The organism is Streptomyces parvus (assembly GCF_032121415.1).
Lineage (GTDB): Bacteria > Actinomycetota > Actinomycetes > Streptomycetales > Streptomycetaceae > Streptomyces > Streptomyces globisporus_A.
Genome location: NZ_CP135079.1, coordinates 1,320,067 through 1,338,200, shown reverse-complemented (window position 1 = coordinate 1,338,200; position 18,134 = coordinate 1,320,067). Strand labels below are relative to the sequence as shown.

The 18,134-nt window shown below is 70.4% G+C and carries 18 protein-coding genes and 2 pseudogenes; 13 read left to right on the top strand and 7 right to left on the bottom strand.

Annotated features, from left to right (window positions below; translation table 11 throughout):
• Positions 1-2: 2 nt before the first annotated feature.
• Both tal and tkt read right to left on the bottom strand, forming a co-directional pair.
• Positions 3-1,121 (bottom strand): transaldolase, encoded by a 1,119-nt coding sequence (gene tal / locus RNL97_RS07155; protein ID WP_030586642.1) that lies wholly within the window; start codon positions 1,119-1,121, stop codon positions 3-5.
• A gap of 34 nt (positions 1,122-1,155) precedes the next feature.
• Positions 1,156-3,243, bottom strand: a complete 2,088-nt coding sequence (tkt, locus tag RNL97_RS07150; protein WP_030586639.1) for a transketolase — start codon at positions 3,241-3,243, stop codon at positions 1,156-1,158.
• Positions 3,244-3,529: 286 nt separating this feature from the next.
• Between tkt and RNL97_RS07145 the strand changes: the two genes are divergently transcribed.
• The 3 genes and pseudogenes from RNL97_RS07145 (at position 3,530) to RNL97_RS33065 (ending at position 5,807) form a co-directional block, all read left to right on the top strand.
• Positions 3,530-4,483: a heme o synthase gene (locus tag RNL97_RS07145; RefSeq protein ID WP_030586636.1), complete on the top strand. Its 954-nt coding sequence runs from the start codon at positions 3,530-3,532 to the stop codon at positions 4,481-4,483.
• Between the two features lie 92 nt (positions 4,484-4,575).
• Positions 4,576-4,953, top strand: coding sequence for a hypothetical protein (locus RNL97_RS07140; protein ID WP_243313718.1), 378 nt, complete (start codon positions 4,576-4,578; stop codon positions 4,951-4,953).
• Between the two features lie 148 nt (positions 4,954-5,101).
• A pseudogene (locus RNL97_RS33065) lies at positions 5,102-5,807 on the top strand (hypothetical protein).
• A 70-nt stretch (positions 5,808-5,877) separates the two neighbouring features.
• On the opposite strand, the gene RNL97_RS07125 reads toward RNL97_RS33065, so the two are convergent.
• The 3 genes from RNL97_RS07125 to RNL97_RS07115 form a co-directional block, all read right to left on the bottom strand.
• The gene (locus RNL97_RS07125; protein WP_243313715.1) at positions 5,878-6,864 is read right to left on the bottom strand and encodes a COX15/CtaA family protein; all 987 of its coding nucleotides are present in this window, start codon (positions 6,862-6,864) and stop codon (positions 5,878-5,880) included.
• 78 nt (positions 6,865-6,942) lie between these two features.
• Positions 6,943-7,710 (bottom strand): ABC transporter permease, encoded by a 768-nt coding sequence (locus tag RNL97_RS07120; RefSeq protein ID WP_243313713.1) that lies wholly within the window; start codon positions 7,708-7,710, stop codon positions 6,943-6,945.
• On the bottom strand, positions 7,707-8,633 hold the full coding sequence (locus tag RNL97_RS07115) for an ABC transporter ATP-binding protein (protein ID WP_030586623.1): 927 nt from the start codon (positions 8,631-8,633) through the stop codon (positions 7,707-7,709). Before RNL97_RS07115 ends, RNL97_RS07120 begins: the two co-directional genes overlap by 4 nt.
• Before the next feature lie 136 nt (positions 8,634-8,769).
• Between RNL97_RS07115 and RNL97_RS07110 the strand changes: the two genes are divergently transcribed.
• The 8 genes from RNL97_RS07110 (at position 8,770) to RNL97_RS07075 (ending at position 15,366) form a co-directional block, all read left to right on the top strand.
• Positions 8,770-9,513 carry a helix-turn-helix transcriptional regulator gene (locus RNL97_RS07110; RefSeq protein ID WP_313750481.1) on the top strand — a complete coding sequence of 248 codons (744 nt, stop codon included), beginning with the start codon at positions 8,770-8,772 and terminating at the stop codon, positions 9,511-9,513.
• Complete coding sequence (gene sufB / locus RNL97_RS07105) at positions 9,510-10,931, top strand: Fe-S cluster assembly protein SufB (protein ID WP_243313711.1); 1,422 nt, start codon at positions 9,510-9,512, stop codon at positions 10,929-10,931. Before RNL97_RS07110 ends, sufB begins: the two co-directional genes overlap by 4 nt.
• Positions 10,932-11,029: 98 nt before the next feature.
• Entirely contained in the window at positions 11,030-12,211 is a 1,182-nt protein-coding gene (sufD, locus tag RNL97_RS07100) for a Fe-S cluster assembly protein SufD (RefSeq protein ID WP_313750480.1), read from the top strand.
• Positions 12,211-12,528: a bifunctional 3-phenylpropionate/cinnamic acid dioxygenase ferredoxin subunit gene (locus tag RNL97_RS07095; RefSeq protein ID WP_030586612.1), complete on the top strand. Its 318-nt coding sequence runs from the start codon at positions 12,211-12,213 to the stop codon at positions 12,526-12,528. The genes sufD and RNL97_RS07095 overlap by 1 nt, the downstream gene beginning before the upstream one ends.
• A gap of 7 nt (positions 12,529-12,535) precedes the next feature.
• Positions 12,536-13,300 (top strand): Fe-S cluster assembly ATPase SufC, encoded by a 765-nt coding sequence (gene sufC, locus RNL97_RS07090; protein ID WP_030586609.1) that lies wholly within the window; start codon positions 12,536-12,538, stop codon positions 13,298-13,300.
• Positions 13,297-14,565 (top strand): cysteine desulfurase, encoded by a 1,269-nt coding sequence (locus RNL97_RS07085; protein WP_030586606.1) that lies wholly within the window; start codon positions 13,297-13,299, stop codon positions 14,563-14,565. The genes sufC and RNL97_RS07085 overlap by 4 nt, the downstream gene beginning before the upstream one ends.
• Positions 14,566-14,575: 10 nt before the next feature.
• Positions 14,576-15,031, top strand: coding sequence for a Fe-S cluster assembly sulfur transfer protein SufU (gene sufU, locus RNL97_RS07080; protein ID WP_003969896.1), 456 nt, complete (start codon positions 14,576-14,578; stop codon positions 15,029-15,031).
• Positions 15,028-15,366 carry a metal-sulfur cluster assembly factor gene (locus RNL97_RS07075; protein ID WP_003969897.1) on the top strand — a complete coding sequence of 113 codons (339 nt, stop codon included), beginning with the start codon at positions 15,028-15,030 and terminating at the stop codon, positions 15,364-15,366. Before sufU ends, RNL97_RS07075 begins: the two co-directional genes overlap by 4 nt.
• Positions 15,367-15,445: 79 nt before the next feature.
• Here the strand turns inward: RNL97_RS07075 and RNL97_RS07070 are convergent, their stop codons facing one another.
• Positions 15,446-16,435: a hypothetical protein gene (locus RNL97_RS07070; RefSeq protein WP_243313709.1), complete on the bottom strand. Its 990-nt coding sequence runs from the start codon at positions 16,433-16,435 to the stop codon at positions 15,446-15,448.
• Between the two features lie 287 nt (positions 16,436-16,722).
• Between RNL97_RS07070 and RNL97_RS07065 the strand changes: the two genes are divergently transcribed.
• Both RNL97_RS07065 and RNL97_RS07060 read left to right on the top strand, forming a co-directional pair.
• A complete protein-coding gene (locus tag RNL97_RS07065; RefSeq protein ID WP_030586597.1) occupies positions 16,723-17,049 on the top strand; it encodes a DMT family transporter in 327 nt (108 codons plus the stop codon).
• Positions 17,049-17,621, top strand: a complete 573-nt coding sequence (locus tag RNL97_RS07060; RefSeq protein WP_313750479.1) for a TetR/AcrR family transcriptional regulator — start codon at positions 17,049-17,051, stop codon at positions 17,619-17,621. The genes RNL97_RS07065 and RNL97_RS07060 overlap by 1 nt, the downstream gene beginning before the upstream one ends.
• 182 nt (positions 17,622-17,803) lie before the next feature.
• Here RNL97_RS07060 and RNL97_RS07055 read toward each other — a convergent pair.
• A pseudogene (locus tag RNL97_RS07055) lies at positions 17,804-18,037 on the bottom strand (winged helix-turn-helix transcriptional regulator); the annotation flags it as partial.
• Between the last annotated feature and the right edge of the window lie 97 nt (positions 18,038-18,134).

Here is an 18,134-nt window from a genome sequence, read left to right as displayed (position 1 = left end):
GGTCAGCCCTCCGAGGGGGCGAGGCGCGAAAGCTCCGCCTCGGTCGACTTGAGCAGGTCGTTCCAGGACGCCTCGAACTTCTCGACGCCCTCGTCCTCCAGCACCTGTACGACGTCGTCGTACGCGATGCCGAGCTTCTTGATGGCGTCCAGGTCCGCGCGCGCCTGGTCGTAGCCGCCGGCGACGGTGTTGCCGGTGATCTCGCCGTGGTCGGCCACCGCCTCCAGCGTCGCCTCCGGCATGGTGTTCACCGTGTTCGGCGCCACCAGGTCGTCGACGTACAGCGTGTCCTTGAGTGACGGGTCCTTGACACCGGTCGAGGCCCACAGCGGACGCTGCTTGTTGGCCTGCGCCTTGTCCAGGGCCGCCCAGCGGTCGGAGGAGAAGACCTCCTCGTACGCCTCGTAGGCCAGCCGTGCGTTGGCCAGGGCGGACTTGCCCTTGGCGGCCTTCGCCTCGTCGGAGCCGATCGCGTCCAGCCGCTTGTCGATCTCGGTGTCCACGCGGGACACGAAGAACGACGCCACCGAGTGGATCTTGGAGAGGTCCAGGCCCGCGGCCTTCGCCTTCTCCAGGCCCGCCAGGTAGGCGTCCATGACCGCGCGGTAGCGCTCCAGCGAGAAGATCAGCGTCACGTTGACGCTGATGCCCCGGCCGATCGTCTCGGTGATCGCCGGGAGTCCCGCCTTGGTGGCCGGGATCTTGATGAGCGTGTTCGGCCGGTCGACCAGCCAGGCCAGCTGCTTGGCCTCGGCGACGGTGGCCAGGGTGTTGTGGGCCAGGCGCGGGTCCACCTCGATGGAGACCCGGCCGTCCTGGCCGTCCGTGGCGTCGAAGACCGGGCGCAGGATGTCGGCGGCGTCGCGGACGTCCGCCGTCGTGATCATGCGCAGGGCTTCCTCGACGGTGACCCTGCGGGCGGCGAGGTCGGTGAGCTGCTGCTCGTAACCGTCGCCCGAGGAGATCGCCTTCTGGAAGATCGACGGGTTGGTGGTGACACCGACGACATGGCTCTGGTCGATCAGCTCGGCCAGGTTGCCGGACGTGATCCGCTTGCGCGACAGGTCGTCGAGCCAGATCGCCACGCCCTCGTCGGAGAGGCGCTTGAGTGCGTCTGTCATGAGTTGCATCTCCTACTAGTCGTATCTACCGGCGTCAGCGTGCTGCGGCTTCGAGAGATTCCCGCGCGGCGGCGGCCACGTGCTCGGGCGTGAAGCCGAACTCGCGGAACAGCACCTTCGCGTCGGCGGAGGCCCCGAAGTGCTCCAGCGAGACGATCCGGCCCGCGTCGCCCACGTACCGGTACCAGGTCAGGCCGATGCCCGCCTCGACGGCGACCCGCGCCTTCACCGACGGCGGCAGCACGCTGTCCTTGTACGCCTGGTCCTGCTCCTCGAACCACTCGACCGACGGCATCGAGACCACCCGGGTCGGCACACCGGCCGCCTGGAGCTGCTCACGCGCCTCGACGGCCACGTGCACCTCGGAACCGGTCGCGATGAGCAGCACCTGCGGCTCGCCGCCTTCCGCCTCGAAGAGGACGTAACCGCCCTTGGCCGCGTCCTCGTTCGCCTCGTAGGTCGGCACACCCTGGCGGGTCAGCGCCAGACCGTGCGGGGTGCCCTTGCCGAACACCTTGGTGTAGCGGCGCAGGATCTCGCGCCAGGCGATGGCGGTCTCGTTGGCGTCGGCCGGGCGCACGATGCTCAGGCCCGGGATGGCGCGCAGCGAGGCCAGGTGCTCGACCGGCTGGTGGGTCGGGCCGTCCTCGCCGAGGCCGATCGAGTCGTGCGTCCACACGTACGTCACCGGCAGGTGCATCAGCGCGGAGAGCCGCACCGCGTTGCGCATGTAGTCGGAGAACACCAGGAAGGTGCCGCCGTAGATGCGGGTGTTGCCGTGCAGCGCGATGCCGTTCATGGCGGCGGCCATCGCGTGCTCGCGGATACCGAAGTGGATGGTGCGGCCGTACGGGTCGGCCTCCGGCAGCGGGTTGCCCGCGGGGAGGAACGACGACGTCTTGTCGATCGTCGTGTTGTTCGAGCCCGCGAGGTCGGCGGAGCCGCCCCACAGCTCGGGCACGATCTCACCGAGCGCCTGGAGGACCTTGCCGGAGGCGGCGCGGGTGGCCAGAGCCTTGCCGGGCTCGAAGACGGGAAGCTTCTCCTCCCAGCCCTCGGGCAGCTCGCCCGCGGCGATCCGGTCGAAGGAGGCGGCGCGCTCCGGGTTGGCCGTGCGCCACGCGGCGAACGACTTGTCCCACTCGGCGCGGGCCTCGCGGCCGCGGTCCAGGGCCTCGCGGGTGTGGCCGATGACCTCGTCGGAGACCTCGAAGGTCTGCTCCGGGTCGAAGCCGAGGACCCGCTTGGTCGCCGCGACCTCGTCGTCGCCGAGCGCCGAGCCGTGCGCGGCCTCGGTGTTCTGCGCGTTCGGGGCGGGCCAGGCGATGATCGAGCGGGCCGCGATGAACGACGGGCGCTCGGTCTCGGCCTTGGCCGCCTGCAGCGCCGCGTACAGACCCGCCGGGTCCAGGTCGCCGTTGGGCAGCTGGTCGACCCGCTGGACGTGCCAGCCGTACGCCTCGTACCGCTTGACGGTGTCCTCGGAGACCGCGGTCTCCGTGTCGCCCTCGATGGAGATGTGGTTGTCGTCCCAGAGCAGGACCAGATTGCCCAGCTTCTGGTGCCCGGCCAGCGAGGACGCCTCGGCCGAGATGCCCTCCTGGAGGCAGCCGTCACCGGCGACGACCCACACCATGTGGTCGAACGGGGAGGTGCCGGGGGCCGCCTCGGGGTCGAACAGGCCGCGCTCGTAACGGGCGGCCATCGCCATGCCCACCGCGTTGGCGACACCCTGGCCCAGCGGGCCGGTCGTCGTCTCGACACCGGTGGTGTGGCCGTACTCCGGGTGGCCCGGGGTCTTGGAGCCCCAGGTGCGGAAGGCCTTGAGGTCGTCCAGCTCCAGCCCGTAGCCGGCCAGGTAGAGCTGGATGTAGAGCGTCAGGCTGGAGTGGCCGGCGGAGAGGACGAACCGGTCGCGACCGGTCCACTCGGCGTCCGCGGGGTCGTGCCGCATCACCTTCTGGAACAGGGTGTACGCGGCGGGAGCCAGGCTCATCGCCGTGCCCGGGTGGCCGTTCCCGACTTTCTGTACGGCGTCCGCAGCGAGGACGCGGGCGGTGTCCACGGCCCGCTGGTCCACATCGGTCCACTGGAGGTCTGTGGTGGTCGGCTTGATGCTCACCCTGAGTCAGGGCTCCTCTCCACTGTTGTAAACCGGTGACCGTTACCGCACCGGGCGCTGTCGAGCCTACCCCCGTTGCCGGGCGCACTTTCCGTGCACTTTCCAGGGTGTGGGCGACCCGTGGAGTTCGCCTCCCGGCGGAATGCACATCCGGCGAACAGTCACCCTCAACACGACCCCACCCCCGCGAAGGGCGGTGTATCCCCAGCGTCTAGAGTGGTCGAGTTCGCGCAAGTCTTCACAAGGGCCTCCATGCCCGGAGCTTGCTGGGATTTCTCTGTCAGGGGTGTGCGTGACGGCCGTCGAGTCCCGACCCGCAGGGGTCGCCTTGACTCCCAGCCCAGGGGGCCATCGCCCGTTCGGGGCCCGCGTCAAGGCATTCGTGGCGCTTACCAAGCCACGGATCATCGAGCTGCTGCTCATCACCACCGTTCCGGTGATGTTCCTCGCTGCCCAGGGTGTACCCGACCTGTGGCTCGTCCTCACGACCACCATCGGGGGGTACCTCTCCGCGGGCGGCGCCAACGCGCTCAACATGTACATCGACCGGGACATCGACGCGCTGATGGACCGTACGTCCCAGCGCCCGCTGGTCACGGGCATGGTGAGCCCCCGCGAATGCCTGGCCTTCGGCATCGGCCTCGCGGTGTTCTCCACGCTCTGGTTCGGGCTGCTGGTCAACTGGCTCTCGGCCGCCCTCGCGCTCGGGGCGCTGCTCTTCTACGTCGTCGTCTACACGATGCTGCTGAAGCGCCGCACCTCCCAGAACATCGTCTGGGGCGGTATCGCGGGCTGCATGCCGGTCCTCATCGGCTGGTCGGCCGTGACGAACACGGTCTCCTGGGCCGCCGCCATCCTCTTCGCCGTCATCTTCTTCTGGACGCCGCCGCACTACTGGCCGCTGTCGATGAAGGTCAAGGACGACTACGCCCGGGTCGGCGTGCCGATGCTCCCGGTCGTCGCCACCAACCGGGTGGTCGCCAAGCAGATCGTCCTCTACAGCTGGGTGATGGTCGCGGTCTCGCTGCTGCTCACCCCGCTGGGCTACACCGGCTGGTTCTACACCGCGGTGGCGCTGCTCTCCGGCGGCGCCTGGCTCTGGGAGGCCCACGGCCTGCAGAACCGCGCCAAGGCCGGGGTGACCGGGGCCAAGCTCAAGGAGATGCGGCTCTTCCACTGGTCCATCACCTACGTCTCGCTCCTCTTCCTCGCCGTCGCGGTGGACCCCTTCCTCCGCTGACGCCCCCGCTTCCGGCGACGGGCGGGTCGCGTGGCACAAGCCACGCGACCCGCCCGTCGCCAGTTCGTCTACCCGTCGGTAGCATCCTGTTCATGGCAGAGACGGCAGCAGACGCAGCGGACACCGAGCAGACCTCACGGACGGACGCCAGGAAGGCGGCACGGGCCGAGCGCAGGGCGGCGAAGCTCGCCCGCGAGATCGGCGCGTTCGCCAAGAAGCACGGCGGCGCGGAGGGACAGCTCGCCTACATCGGCCAGGCGGGCGCCCGTATCGTCCTGGTCGGCCAGGACGGCGCCTGGGGCGACCTCGTGGCCCCGACCTACGCGGTGGCCGAGAGCGCGGTCGCGAAGTCCGGCATCACGATGCACGACGAGTTCGACGGCGAGTTCGCGCTCAAGGTCCGCACCGGCCCCTACGAGTGGTCCCGGATGGCCGGGATCCAGGTCGGCGGCCCCTCCAACGACCGCTGACGCGGCTTCCGCTCCCGGCGGGTGCCGCGGCGGGCACACCTGACCCGGCGCTCACCCGTCAGGCCGTGCGTACCCGCGCCGTCCCAGGGAGCCCCCGGATGACCGACACCGTGCCCGTGGCCGATCTGTCGACCAGAACCGCCACGGCGTGCTCCGCACCGAGCTGGGCCTCGGCACCTTCGAGGCCCGGCTCGGCGCCGCCCGCGCCCCCGGCACCACCTTCTTCGACACCCGGACCGGCTTCGCCGTGCGCTGCTGGTGCCCGCCGCTGCTCGGTCTCGAAGCGCACTGCCCGCCCGGCTGCCGGACGCCGGCCGGCCCGGCGGGAGGAGGCGCGCCGGGGCACGGCGGGCCGGGAGGGCGGCGGGGTGCCCGTCGAACCGGAGCTGCTGGATCATCTGCGCTGGTCCGCGGTGGCCTGCGGGCTGCCGCCGCAACCGCGCCTGGGCGCCGCGGACCCGGCCTGCCCCGCCGTCTTCGCCGCCGCCACCGAGGGGCACGGCTGCGACCTCGTCCTCCTGCACGGCTCCCCGTACCACCGGTAGACCGCCGCGCTCGCCGGCCGGCATCCGCACGTCTACGCGGACCTCGGGGCCGTACCGGCGCGGACGGGGGTGCGGGCGGCGGCCGTGCTCGCGGAGATCATGGAGCCGGCACCGTTCGGCAGGCTGCTGTTCTCCAGTGGGCCCGGGCTCTGCCGGAACTCCACCTGGTGGGCGCGGCAGTTCGGCGAGGCGGTGGAGCGGGTGCTGGGCGGCTGGGTCGAGGACGGCGCGTGGACCCGCCAGGACGCGGCCAGGGTCGCGACGATGGTCGGGTCGGGCAGCGCGCGCCGGGTGTACGGGCTGGGGTGAGAGGCCGGGACACGGGTGAGGGGCGGCGGCCCTCAGGCCCGCCGCCCCTCACCCGTCGCTCGTGTGCCGGTCAGACGGCCGTCGCCGGTGCCGTCTCCGGTCGCTCGGCGGACGGGCCGGGCAGGGGGGCGGTCGCGCCGTCTCCGCGCTCGCGCATGCTCAGGACCAGGCGGACCACGGCGATCCACATGATGGCCGAGCCGAACATGTGGACGCCGACCAGGATCTCGGGGACGTCGCTGAAGTACTGCACGTAACCGATCGCGCCCTGGGCGAGTAGGACGAACAGCAGGTCACGGGCGCGGGCCCGGGTGTCGGCGGGCGCGTCGACCACCCGCAGGGCCAGCCACATCGCGATGGCCAGGGCGCAGACCACCCAGGCGGCGACGGCGTGGACATGGGCGGCGGCCGACCAGTCCCACGGCATGCGCGGTACGTCGCTGCTGTCGCCGGCGTGCTTGCCGGAACCGGTCACGGAGGTGCCCAGCACGATCAGGACGACCGTGGTCGCGAGGATCGCCCAGGACAGCCGGCGCACCGGCAGCGGGGTCCGGGGCCGCGGCGGGCCGTCGCCCTCGCCGATCCGCACCCAGGTGATCACGGTGATCGCCAGGAGCGCGTTGGCCAGCAGGAAGTGCCCGGCCACCGTCCACGGGTTGAGTCCCGCCCAGACCGTGATCCCGCCGAGGACGGCGTTGCCCAGCACGATCCAGAACTGCGACCAGGCCAGCCGGGTCACCTTGCGGCGGCGCGGCTTCATCGAACTGACGGCGATGATCGCCCAGCCGACCGCGGCCGACAGCACATAGGTCAGCATCCGGTTGCCGAACTCGATCGCACCGTGCAGCCCCTGCTCGGGCGTCGCGAACAGGCTGTCGTCGGTGCACTTGGGCCAGGTGTCGCAGCCGAGCCCCGAACCGGTGAGCCGGACGGCCCCGCCGGTGACGATGATGAAGACGCTCATCACGACGGCGGAGAGCGCGGCGCGCTTCACCATCTTGGTGGACGGCGTCCAGCGCTTGGCGATGAGGGAGATGGGGGTTTCCACGCGGACCATCGTAGGACGGGGCTTGTGCGCGTTTTCACGAGGGGGTGGGTACGTGTCTGCTTGACCGGAAACCGCCCGTTGCGGGGCCTACTCCCAGCGGAAGAACGTCGCCGCCGTGCCGAGCCCCAGCACCGCCCACACCGCGAGGATCGCGGCCTGGGCCCACGGCATCGACGCACCGTGCTGGAGGACGTCCCGCAGCCCCTCCGAGAGCGCCGAGACGGGCAGCAGCCCGAGCACCGACTGCACCGTGTCCGGGAACTTGTCCAGCGGCACGATGACCCCGCCGCCGACCAGCAGCAGCAGGAAGACCAGATTGGCGGCGGCGAGTGTCGCCTCCGCCTTCAACGTCCCCGCCATCAGCAGCCCCAGCCCGGAGAACGCGGCGGTGCCGAGGACGAGGAGCAGCAGCACCGAGAACGGATCACCCTCGGGCGACCAGCCGAGCGCGAGGGCGATCGCCGTCAGCAGCACGATCTGGAGCACCTCGGTGACCAGCACCGACAGCGTCTTCGCGGTCATCAGCGCCCAGCGGGGCAGCGGAGAGGCCCCGAGCCGTTTGAGGACCCCGTAACGGCGTTCGAAGCCGGTGGCGATGGCCTGGCCGGTGAAGGCGGTGGACATCACGGCGAGCGCCAGGATGCCCGGGGCCAGGAAGTCGACCGACGCGCCCGAGCCCGTGTCGATGATGTCCACCGCGCTGAACAGGACCAGCAGCAGCGTCGGGATGATCACCGTCAGCAGCAGCTGCTCGCCGTTGCGCAGCAGCATCCGGGTCTCCAGCGCGGTCTGCGCGGCGATCATCCGGGGGAGCGGGGCGGCGCCGGGGCGCGGGGTGTACGTACCGGCGCTCATGCGCGCAGCTCCTTGCCGGTCAGTTCGAGGAAGACGTCCTCCAGGGTGTGCCGCTCGACCGAAATGCCGTCGGGCATCACGCCGTGCTGGGCGCACCAGGAGGTCACGGTGGCCAGCAGCTGAGGGTCGATGCTCCCGGTGATCCGGTACGTCCCCGGCAGCGGCTCGGCGGCCCCGCAGCCGTCGGGCAGCGCCTTGAGGAGGGAGCCGAGGTCGAGCCCCGGGCGGCCGGTGAAGCGCAGGGTGTTCTCCGCGCCGCCCCGGCAGAGCTCCTCCGGGCTGCCCTGGGCGATGACCCGGCCCGCGTCGATGATCGCGACGTCGTCGGCGAGCGCTTCGGCCTCGTCCATGAAGTGGGTGGTCAGCACCACGGACACGCCGTCGGCGCGCAACTCGCGGACCAGGTCCCAGGTGGACCGGCGGGCCTGCGGGTCGAGGCCGGCGGTCGGTTCGTCCAGGAAGACCAGCTCGGGCCGGCCGACGACCGCCAGGGCCAGGGAGAGCCGCTGCTGCTGGCCGCCGGAGAGCCGCCGGTAGGTGGTGCGGCCGCAGCCGCCGAGGCCGAGGCGTTCCATCAGGGCGTCCACGTCCAGGGGGTGGGCGTGCAGCTTGGCCATGTGCCGGAGCATCTCGTCCGCGCGGGCGCCGGAGTACACGCCGCCCGACTGGAGCATCACCCCGACCCGCGGGCGCAACCGCTCCGCGTCGGCGACCGGGTCGAGCCCGAGGACGCGTACGGTTCCCGCGTCGGGGCGGCGGTAGCCCTCGCAGGTCTCGATGGTGGTGGTCTTCCCGGCGCCGTTCGGGCCGAGGACGGCGGTCACCGCGCCGGCCGCGACGACCAGATCGAGGCCGTCCACCGCGGTCTTCGCGCCGTACCGCTTCACCAGGCCGGTGACCTGTACGACGGGCTCGTTCTCCATGGCGCACCAGTCTAGGCAGCGCCCCGGAGAGGCCGTCCCGCGGGGCCAGATTAGGTAACCCTAAGTGACGAACCGCACCGTAGATCGTTTCGGACCGTGGTTGTCAGGGGCGAACGAATTACGCAACAATGGTGTTGTGAAATACGACGGACGGGCTCCTCAGGAGGAACTCGCGACCGGTGAGCGCTCGACGCGCAACCGGGTCGCGCGCTCCATCCTGGACCACGGTCCCTCCACCGTCGCGGACCTCGCGGGGCGCCTGGGTCTCACCCAGGCGGCCGTCCGCCGCCATCTGGACGCACTCGTCTCCGACGATGTCGTCGAAGCCCGTGAACAGCGGGTGTACGGGGCGCGGACCCGCGGCAGGCCCGCCAAGGTGTTCGCCCTGACCGACTGCGGCCGGGACGCCTTCGACCATTCCTACGACAAGCTGGCCGCCGAGGCACTGCGCTTCATCGCCGAATCCGGCGGGGACGAGGCGGTCATCGCCTTCGCCCGCGCCCGGATGGCGGCGATGGGCGAGGTGTACCGCGCGGCGGTCGAGGCCGCGGACCCCGAGGGGCGGACCGAGGCCCTGGCCAGGGCCCTGTCCGCCGACGGGTACGCTGCTACGGCGCGAAGCGCGCCGGGCCCGCAGCAGGGCGAACAGCTGTGTCAGCACCACTGCCCGGTGGCGCATGTCGCCGAGCAGTTCCCACAGCTGTGCGAGGCGGAGACGGAGTTCTTCTCCAGCCTCCTCGGGACCCATGTGCAGCGGCTGGCCACCCTCGCCCACGGCGACGGCGTGTGCACGACCTACGTGCCGCGAAGTGGCCACGCAGCACCCCCACAGACCACCCATTCAGCATCTGCAAGCACGGCCGGGAGGAACCCCGCATGACGCTCCCCACGGAGACTGCCCACCCTGAGCTCGAGGGTCTGGGTACGTACGAATTCGGCTGGGCCGACTCCGACGCGGCAGGCGCGGCGGCGAAGCGCGGTCTCTCCGAGGCTGTCGTCCGCGACATCTCGCAGAAGAAGAACGAGCCCGAGTGGATGCTGAAGCTGCGGCTCAAGGGCCTCAAGCTCTTCGACAAGAAGCCCATGCCCAGCTGGGGCTCGGACCTGTCGGGCATCGACTTCGACAACATCAAGTACTTCGTGCGCTCCACGGAGAAGCAGGCCGCCTCCTGGGAGGACCTGCCCGAGGACATCAAGAACACGTACGACAAGCTCGGCATCCCCGAGGCGGAGAAGCAGCGCCTCGTCGCCGGTGTCGCCGCGCAGTACGAGTCCGAGGTCGTCTACCACCAGATCCGCGAGGACCTGGAGGAGCAGGGCGTCATCTTCCTGGACACCGACACCGCGCTGAAGGAGCACCCGGAGCTCTTCAAGGAGTACTTCGGCACCGTCATCCCGGTCGGTGACAACAAGTTCGCCTCGCTGAACACGGCCGTGTGGTCCGGCGGCTCGTTCATCTACGTGCCCAAGGGCGTCCACGTGGACATCCCGCTCCAGGCCTACTTCCGTATCAACACGGAGAACATGGGCCAGTTCGAGCGGACGCTGATCATCGTCGACGAGGACGCCTACGTCCACTACGTCGAGGGCTGCACCGCCCCGATCTACTCCTCGGACTCGCTGCACAGCGCCGTGGTCGAGATCATCGTGAAGAAGGGCGGCCGCTGCCGCTACACGACCATCCAGAACTGGTCGAACAACGTCTACAACCTGGTCACCAAGCGGGCCGTGGCCTACGAGGGCGCGACCATGGAGTGGGTCGACGGCAACATCGGCTCCAAGGTCACCATGAAGTACCCGGCCGTCTACCTGATGGGCGAGCACGCCAAGGGCGAGACCCTGTCCATCGCCTTCGCCGGCGAGGGCCAGCACCAGGACGCCGGCGCCAAGATGGTCCACATGGCCCCGAACACCTCCTCGAACATCGTCTCCAAGTCGGTGGCGCGAGGCGGTGGCCGTACGTCCTACCGCGGACTGATCGAGATCGGCGAGGGCGCGCCGGGCGCGAAGTCCAACGTCCTCTGCGACGCTCTGCTCGTCGACACGATCTCCCGCTCGGACACCTACCCCTACGTCGACGTCCGCGAGGACGACGTGTCGATGGGCCACGAGGCGACCGTCTCCAAGGTCTCCGAGGACCAGCTCTTCTACCTCATGAGCCGCGGACTCACCGAGTTCGAGGCCATGGCGATGATCGTGCGCGGCTTCGTCGAGCCGATCGCCAAGGAGCTGCCCATGGAGTACGCCCTGGAGCTCAACCGGCTGATCGAGCTGCAGATGGAGGGTTCGGTCGGCTAGGTCCGCACCCGAGGACCACCGGGACGGCCGTTCGCGGCCGTCCCCGCCCCACCGAACCACCCCCCTTCTTGACTGAGAAAGCGAGCACTACGACAGCCATGGCTGAGGCTCAGAACACTCCGGTGGGCTCCACCACCGCCGGCTCCATCGCGGTCGCCGCCGAGTCGACCGTCGCCACCCGCATGAGCGCACCCCCGTCCTTCGACGTCGCGGACTTCCCCGTCCCGCACGGCCGTGAGGAGGAGTGGCGCTTCACGCCGCTGGAGCGCCTGCGCGGACTGCACGACGGCACCGCCGTTGCCACTGGCAGCGGCGTGAAGGTCGCCATCGAGGCCCCCGAGGGTGTCACCGTCGAGACCGTCGGCCGGGACGACTCGCGGCTCGGCAGGGGCGGCACCCCGGTGGACCGGGTCGCCGCCCAGGCGTACAGCTCCTTCGAGCAGGCGTCGGTCGTCACGGTCGCCAAGGAAGCCGTGCTCACCGAGCCGATCCGGATCGCCGTGCACGGCGAGGGCGGCACCGCCTTCGGCCACCAGCTCATCGAGCTGGGCGCCTTCGCCGAGGCCGTCGTGGTCATCGACCACACCGGTGACGCGGTGCTCGCCGCCAACGTCGACTACGTCCTGGGCGACGGCGCCAAGCTGACCGTCGTCTCCGTCCAGGACTGGGACGACACGGCCGTCCACGTCGGCCAGCACAACGCGCTGGTCGGCCGGGACGCCTCCTTCAAGTCGGTCGTCGTCACCTTCGGCGGCGACGTCGTGCGCCTGCACCCCCGGGTCGCCTACGCGGCCCCCGGCGGCGAGGCGGAGCTCTTCGGTCTGTACTTCACCGACAAGGGCCAGCACCAGGAGCACCGCCTCCTGGTCGACCACAACACCCCGCACTGCAAGTCCAACGCGGTGTACAAGGGGGCCCTCCAGGGCGACGGCGCGCACGCCGTCTGGATCGGCGACGTCCTCATCCAGGCCGCGGCCGAGGGCACCGACACCTACGAGATGAACCGGAACCTCGTCCTCACCGACGGCGCCCGGGTCGACTCCGTGCCCAACCTGGAGATCGAGACCGGCGAGATCGTCGGCGCCGGCCACGCATCGGCGACCGGCCGCTTCGACGACGAGCAGCTCTTCTACCTCCAGTCCCGCGGTATCCCGGCCGAGGAAGCCCGCCGCCTGGTCGTGCGCGGCTTCTTCGCCGAGCTGGTCCAGCAGATCGGCCTGCCGGACGTCGAGGAGCGGCTCATCGAGAAGATCGAGGCCGAGCTGAAGGCGTCCGTCTGATGTCCTTCGTCAAAGCCTGTGCGCTGAGTGAGCTGGAGGACGACACCCCCAAGCGGGTGGAGCTCGACGGCACACCCGTCTCCGTCGTCCGCACCGGGGGCGAGGTGTTCGCGATCAACGACATCTGCTCGCACGCGAACGTCTCCCTCTCGGAGGGCGAGGTGGAGGACTGCGCGATCGAGTGCTGGCTGCACGGATCCGCGTTCGACCTCCGCACCGGCAAGCCGTCCGGCCTTCCCGCGACGCGCCCCGTCCCCGTATACCCCGTAAAGATCGAAGGGGACGATGTGCTCGTCTCCGTCACCCAGGAGTCCTGAGTCACCCATGGCAACGCTTGAAATCCGCGACCTGCACGTCACCGTCGAGGCCGACAACGCCACGAAGGAGATCCTCAAGGGCGTCGACCTGACCGTGAAGCAGGGCGAGACCCACGCCATCATGGGCCCCAACGGGTCCGGCAAGTCCACCCTCGCGTACTCGCTCGCGGGTCACCCCAAGTACACGATCACCGGCGGTTCGGTCACCCTGGACGGCGAGGACGTCCTGGAGATGTCCGTCGACGAGCGGGCCCGCGCCGGCCTGTTCCTCGCCATGCAGTACCCGGTCGAGATCCCCGGTGTCTCGGTCTCCAACTTCCTGCGCACCTCCGCCACCGCCATCCGCGGCGAGGCCCCCAAGCTGCGTACGTGGGTCAAGGAGGTCAAGGAGACGATGGCCGAGCTCCAGATGGACCCGGCCTTCGCCGAGCGCAACGTCAACGAGGGCTTCTCCGGCGGTGAGAAGAAGCGCCACGAGATCCTTCAGCTGGAGCTCCTCAAGCCGAAGATCGCCGTCCTGGACGAGACCGACTCCGGCCTGGACGTCGACGCGCTCAAGACCGTCTCCGAGGGCGTCAACCGGGTCCGCGCCTCCGGCGAGGTCGGCACCCTGCTGATCACGCACTACACCCGCATCCTGAAGTACATCCAGCCCGACTTCGTGCACGTCTTCGCCAACGGCCGGATCGCGGCCTCCGGCGGCGCCGAGCTGGCCGACCAGCTGGAGAACGAGGGCTACGAGGCCTACACGAAGGGTGGCGCTTCCGCGTGACTGACGCCCGACAGGGGCTCTCCGGCCTCCTCGACACCGAGGCGATCCGCAAGGACTTCCCGATCCTGGACCGCACGGTCCACGACGGCAAGAAGATCGTTTACCTGGACTCCGCGGCGACCTCGCAGAAGCCGCGCCAGGTCCTCGACGCGCTCAACGCGTACTACGAGCGCCACAACGCGAACGTGCACCGCGGCGTCTACACGATCGCCGAGGAGGCCACCGCGCTGTACGAGGGCGCCCGCGACAAGGTCGCCGCCTTCATCAACGCACCCAGCCGTGACGAGGTGATCTTCACGAAGAACGCCTCGGAGTCGCTGAACCTCGTGGCGAACATGCTCGGCTGGGCGGACGAGCCCTATCGGGTGGACCGCGACACGGAGATCGTCACCACGGAGATGGAGCACCACTCCAACATCGTGCCGTGGCAGCTGCTCGCGCAGCGCACCGGCGCGAAGCTGAAGTGGTTCGGCATCACCGACGACGGCCGCCTCGACCTGTCGAACATCGACGAGATCATCACCGAGAAGACGAAGATCGTCTCCTTCACGCTGGTCTCCAACATCCTGGGCACGGTCAACCCGGTCGAGCAGATCATCCGCCGCGCCCAGCAGGTCGGCGCGCTGGTCTGCATCGACGCCTCGCAGGCGGCCCCGCACATGGTGCTCGACGTGCAGGCGCTCCAGGCGGACTTCGTGGCCTTCACCGGCCACAAGATGGTCGGCCCGACCGGCATCGGGGTGCTGTGGGGACGGCAGGAGCTCCTGGAGGACCTGCCTCCGTTCCTCGGCGGAGGCGAGATGATCGAGACCGTGTCGATGCACTCGTCGACGTACGCCCCCGCTCCGCACAAGTTCGAGGCCGGTACGCCGCCGATCGCCCAGGCCGTCGGCCTCGGCGCGGCCGTGGACTACCTCACCTCGATCGGCATGGAGCGGATCCACCAGCACGAGAAGGCGATCACCGAGTACGCGGTGAAGCGCCTCCTGGGCGTCCCCGACCTGCGGATCATCGGTCCGGCGACGGCCGAGGACCGCGGTGCGGCGATCTCCTTCACGCTCGGCGACATCCACCCGCACGATGTGGGCCAGGTCCTCGACGAGCAGGGCGTCGCCGTCCGGGTCGGCCACCACTGCGCCCGCCCGGTCTGCCTGCGGTACGGAATTCCCGCGACGACGCGAGCGTCGTTCTATCTGTACTCCACGCCCGCCGAGGTCGACGCCCTGGTGGACGGTCTGGAGCACGTCCGGAACTTCTTCGGCTGAGGGCTGACTGGTGAAGCTTGATTCCATGTACCAGGAAGTGATCCTGGACCACTACAAGCACCCCCACGGGCGTGGCCTGCGGGACGGCGACGCCGAGGTGCACCACGTCAACCCGACGTGCGGCGACGAGATCACGCTCCGCGTGAAGTACGACGGCGAGACCATCGCCGACGTGAGCTACGAGGGCCAGGGCTGCTCCATCAGCCAGGCCTCCGCCTCCGTGCTGAACGAGCTGCTCGTCGGCAAGGAGCTGTCCCAGGCGCAGAGGATCCAGGACGCCTTCCTGGAGCTGATGCAGTCCAAGGGCCAGCTGGAGCCGGACGACGCGATGGAGGAGGTGCTGGAGGACGCCGTCGCGTTCGCCGGCGTCTCCAAGTACCCCGCCCGGGTCAAGTGCGCGCTGCTGAGCTGGATGGCGTGGAAGGACGCGACGGCCAAGGCGCTGTCCGAAGGGAAGACCGCATGAGCGACAACGAGACCGCGACCATGAAGCCGGCCTCCGAGGAGGAGGTCCGCGAGGCGCTGTACGACGTCGTCGACCCCGAGCTGGGCATCGACGTCGTCAACCTGGGCCTGATCTACGGCATCCACGTCGACGACGCCAACATCGCCACCCTCGACATGACCCTGACGTCCGCGGCCTGCCCGCTGACCGACGTCATCGAGGACCAGGCGAAGTCCGCCACGGACGGCATCGTCAACGAGCTCCGGATCAACTGGGTCTGGATGCCGCCGTGGGGCCCGGACAAGATCACCGACGACGGACGCGAGCAGCTCCGCGCGCTGGGGTTCAACGTCTGATCCCGTACTGCGAGCACCATGTGAACGGCCGTGCCCGCCGGATTGACCGGCGGGCACGGCCGTTTCCTGTGGCAGGTCGTCATACGTGGGCGGGCGGCGGCGGGCCGTACTGCTCGGGCAGCGTGGATCCGGCCGCCTCGGCCAGGACCGGGCCCAGGTTCTCCGTACGCATCCGGAGGTCGACGTAGAGCAGGCCGACCACCAGCGGCGGGAAGATCGCGGTGAACAACTGGGCGATCAGCTGGCTGATGAACGACAGCAGGATCAGACCGCCGAACAGGGCGATGAGCTCCCCGCCGCTCGGGTCGGTGCCCATGTCCTCGGGTTCGAAGAGGCCGGGGACCATGCCGACCATCTGGAACGGCATCTGGATCATGTAGCCGATCATGGACGCGAGCACGTAGGCGAGCAGCCCGACGCCGAAGACCCGCCACCACGTGCCGCGCACCAGCTGGGCCGAGCGGCGCAGGGCAGCGACCGGGCGCTGCCCCTCGAAGACCACCACCGTCGGGGCCAGGGAGAACCGCACCCAGAGCCAGATCGCGAACGGGCCGATGAGCAGGGCGCCGATGAGGCCGACCGCGATCAGCGGCATGACGCCGTCCTCGTCGCCCAGCGAGATGGTGTAGATCATCAGTCCGGCGAAGCCGGCCAGGAAGAGCGCCGTCGGGACGAGCATGATCAGCCCGGTCAGGAACACCGTGCCGATGATCGACCAGACCCGCGCCCACGCCCGCTTCCAGACCTCTCCGAAGCGGATCGGCCGGCCCAGGACGGCCTCCTGGAGGACGACGGGAACCGCCGCCTGCACCACGGCCGACGCCAGCAGGTAGGTGATCAGGCCGATGATCATCAGCACGCCGAACGCGACGCCCAGCGGGACCAGTTGCGCCGCGTCCGGAGACCCCGGGGAGTCGGACGTCAGCTCGTCCCACTGGGTCGCGACGGCGGAGGCGGCCACCACCAGCGCGACGGCCATCACGAGCGTCGCCGCGCCGAACAGCGTCAGCGCCATGCCGATCAGCGGCTTCCAGTACCGCCCGAGCGTCGTGAAGGCGCCGCTGAGCATGTCCGAGATCCTCAGCGGCGCCAGGGGTATCACCCCCGGCTTGGGCGGTGCGGCCCATCCGCCGTGCCAGCCGCCGCCCGGACCCTGCGCGCCCCCGTGGAAGGGCCCCCCACCGTGAGGTGCGCCCCCGTACGGGCCACCGCCCCACCCTGCATCCTGCGCCACTGCGTCTCCGTCGAGTCATCGGCCCGGTCGGCCGGGCCGTTCGTTTGTCGGCACACCGTAACGCCCCCCACGCGGACCGATGATATGTACGGCCGTACGCAACGTTGGGTACAGTCGTACGCATGGGATACGCATACGGACTGCTCGCCGGCGCCATCGCGGCGGAGGTGGCCGGGACGACGGCCATGAAGTACAGCGAGGGCTTCACTCGGCTCTGGCCCTCGATCGGCACCGCGGTGGGCTATCTGATCGCCTTCACCCTGCTCGCCCAGACCCTCAAGACCCTCTCCGTGGGCACCGCGTACGCCATCTGGGCCGGCGTCGGCACCGCGGCCGTCGCTCTCATCGGCGTCCTGTTCCTCGGGGAGTCCAGCAGCCTGGTCAAGATCGCGGGCATCGCCCTGATCGTCGCCGGCGTCGTCGTCCTGAACCTGGGAGGGGCCCACTGATGGCCCGCCGGTACGACCCCGGGCGGCGGACGCGGATCATCGACGCGGCGCTGACGGTGATCGCGGCCGACGGCATAGCCGGGCTCAGCCACCGCACCGTGGCCGCCGAGGCCGATGTGCCGCTCGGCTCGACCACGTACCACTTCGCCTCGCTCGACGAACTCCTCGTCGCCGCCCTGCGCCGCTGCAACGAGAACTTCGTCCAGGCGCTGCGCTCCAGCGGCCTCTTCGGCGAGGAGGGGGACGGCGAGCGGAGTGGGGCGGAGGCGGACCTCGCGGAGGAGCTGACCCGGCTGCTCGACGGGTGGTTCGCGGGCGAACGCGGAGCGATCGAGCTGGAGTACGAGCTGTATCTCGCGGCCCTGCGCCGCCCCGCGCTGCGCCCCGTCGCCGCCGAGTGGACCGAGGAGGCCGTCGCGCTGCTGTCCCGGCGCACCGATCCGGAGACCGCGCGGGCCCTCGTCGCGCTGATGGACGGCCTCTGCCTCCAGGTCCTGCTGACCGGGGGCACGTTCGACGCGCCGTACACCCGCGTGATGCTGGAGCGGATCGTCGCGGGCGGCGAGGCCTGACCCGCGCTCGGGGTCCGCGCGCCCCCGGCCCGGCCCGGCTCGGTTCTCCTCGGTGGGCGGCGACGCCTGACCAGGAGTGAGGCCCCCGGTCAGTCCTCCCTGCGGCGCACCGCTTCCAGCGCTTCCTGCGCGATCAGCACGGGCAGCAGGGCCCGGCCGCGCGGGGTGAGGCGGTGCTCTTACCGGACGGGGCGGTCCTGGTACGGCTCCCGCGTCAGCACGCCGGCCTCGATCAGCAGCCGCAGCCGCTCGGTCAGCACCTTGCGCGAGAGCCCCAGCTCCCGCTGGAGCGCGTCGAACCGGTGCACACCGCGCGCGGTGTCCCGCACGATCAGCAGCGTCCACCAGTCGCCCACGACGTCGAGCGCCTGGGCGATCGAGCAGCCGGCGTCGGCAAGGCTGGTGCGCTGAGGCATCTGGCTACGCCGTCCTGATCCCCGGTGCGGGCGTGCCCCGCGGCAGGTGCTCGCCCCGCCGCCCGGGGCCGCCCTGTACGCGGCGGCCCCCGGGCTG

Coding starts and splice junctions, on each gene's coding strand:
- RNL97_RS07125 (WP_243313715.1), bottom strand. CDS start 6,864: ATGGTCCGCGTGGAAACCCCCATCTCCCTCATCGCCAAGCGCTGGACG.
- RNL97_RS07140 (WP_243313718.1), top strand. CDS start 4,576: ATGGCAGAGACGGCAGCAGACGCAGCGGACACCGAGCAGACCTCACGG.
- sufB (WP_243313711.1), top strand. CDS start 9,510: ATGACGCTCCCCACGGAGACTGCCCACCCTGAGCTCGAGGGTCTGGGT.
- RNL97_RS07060 (WP_313750479.1), top strand. CDS start 17,049: ATGGCCCGCCGGTACGACCCCGGGCGGCGGACGCGGATCATCGACGCG.
- RNL97_RS07120 (WP_243313713.1), bottom strand. CDS start 7,710: ATGAGCGCCGGTACGTACACCCCGCGCCCCGGCGCCGCCCCGCTCCCC.
- RNL97_RS07115 (WP_030586623.1), bottom strand. CDS start 8,633: ATGGAGAACGAGCCCGTCGTACAGGTCACCGGCCTGGTGAAGCGGTAC.
- RNL97_RS07065 (WP_030586597.1), top strand. CDS start 16,723: ATGGGATACGCATACGGACTGCTCGCCGGCGCCATCGCGGCGGAGGTG.
- RNL97_RS07070 (WP_243313709.1), bottom strand. CDS start 16,435: ATGCTCAGCGGCGCCTTCACGACGCTCGGGCGGTACTGGAAGCCGCTG.
- RNL97_RS07075 (WP_003969897.1), top strand. CDS start 15,028: ATGAGCGACAACGAGACCGCGACCATGAAGCCGGCCTCCGAGGAGGAG.
- sufC (WP_030586609.1), top strand. CDS start 12,536: ATGGCAACGCTTGAAATCCGCGACCTGCACGTCACCGTCGAGGCCGAC.
- RNL97_RS07095 (WP_030586612.1), top strand. CDS start 12,211: ATGTCCTTCGTCAAAGCCTGTGCGCTGAGTGAGCTGGAGGACGACACC.
- tal (WP_030586642.1), bottom strand. CDS start 1,121: ATGACAGACGCACTCAAGCGCCTCTCCGACGAGGGCGTGGCGATCTGG.
- sufD (WP_313750480.1), top strand. CDS start 11,030: ATGGCTGAGGCTCAGAACACTCCGGTGGGCTCCACCACCGCCGGCTCC.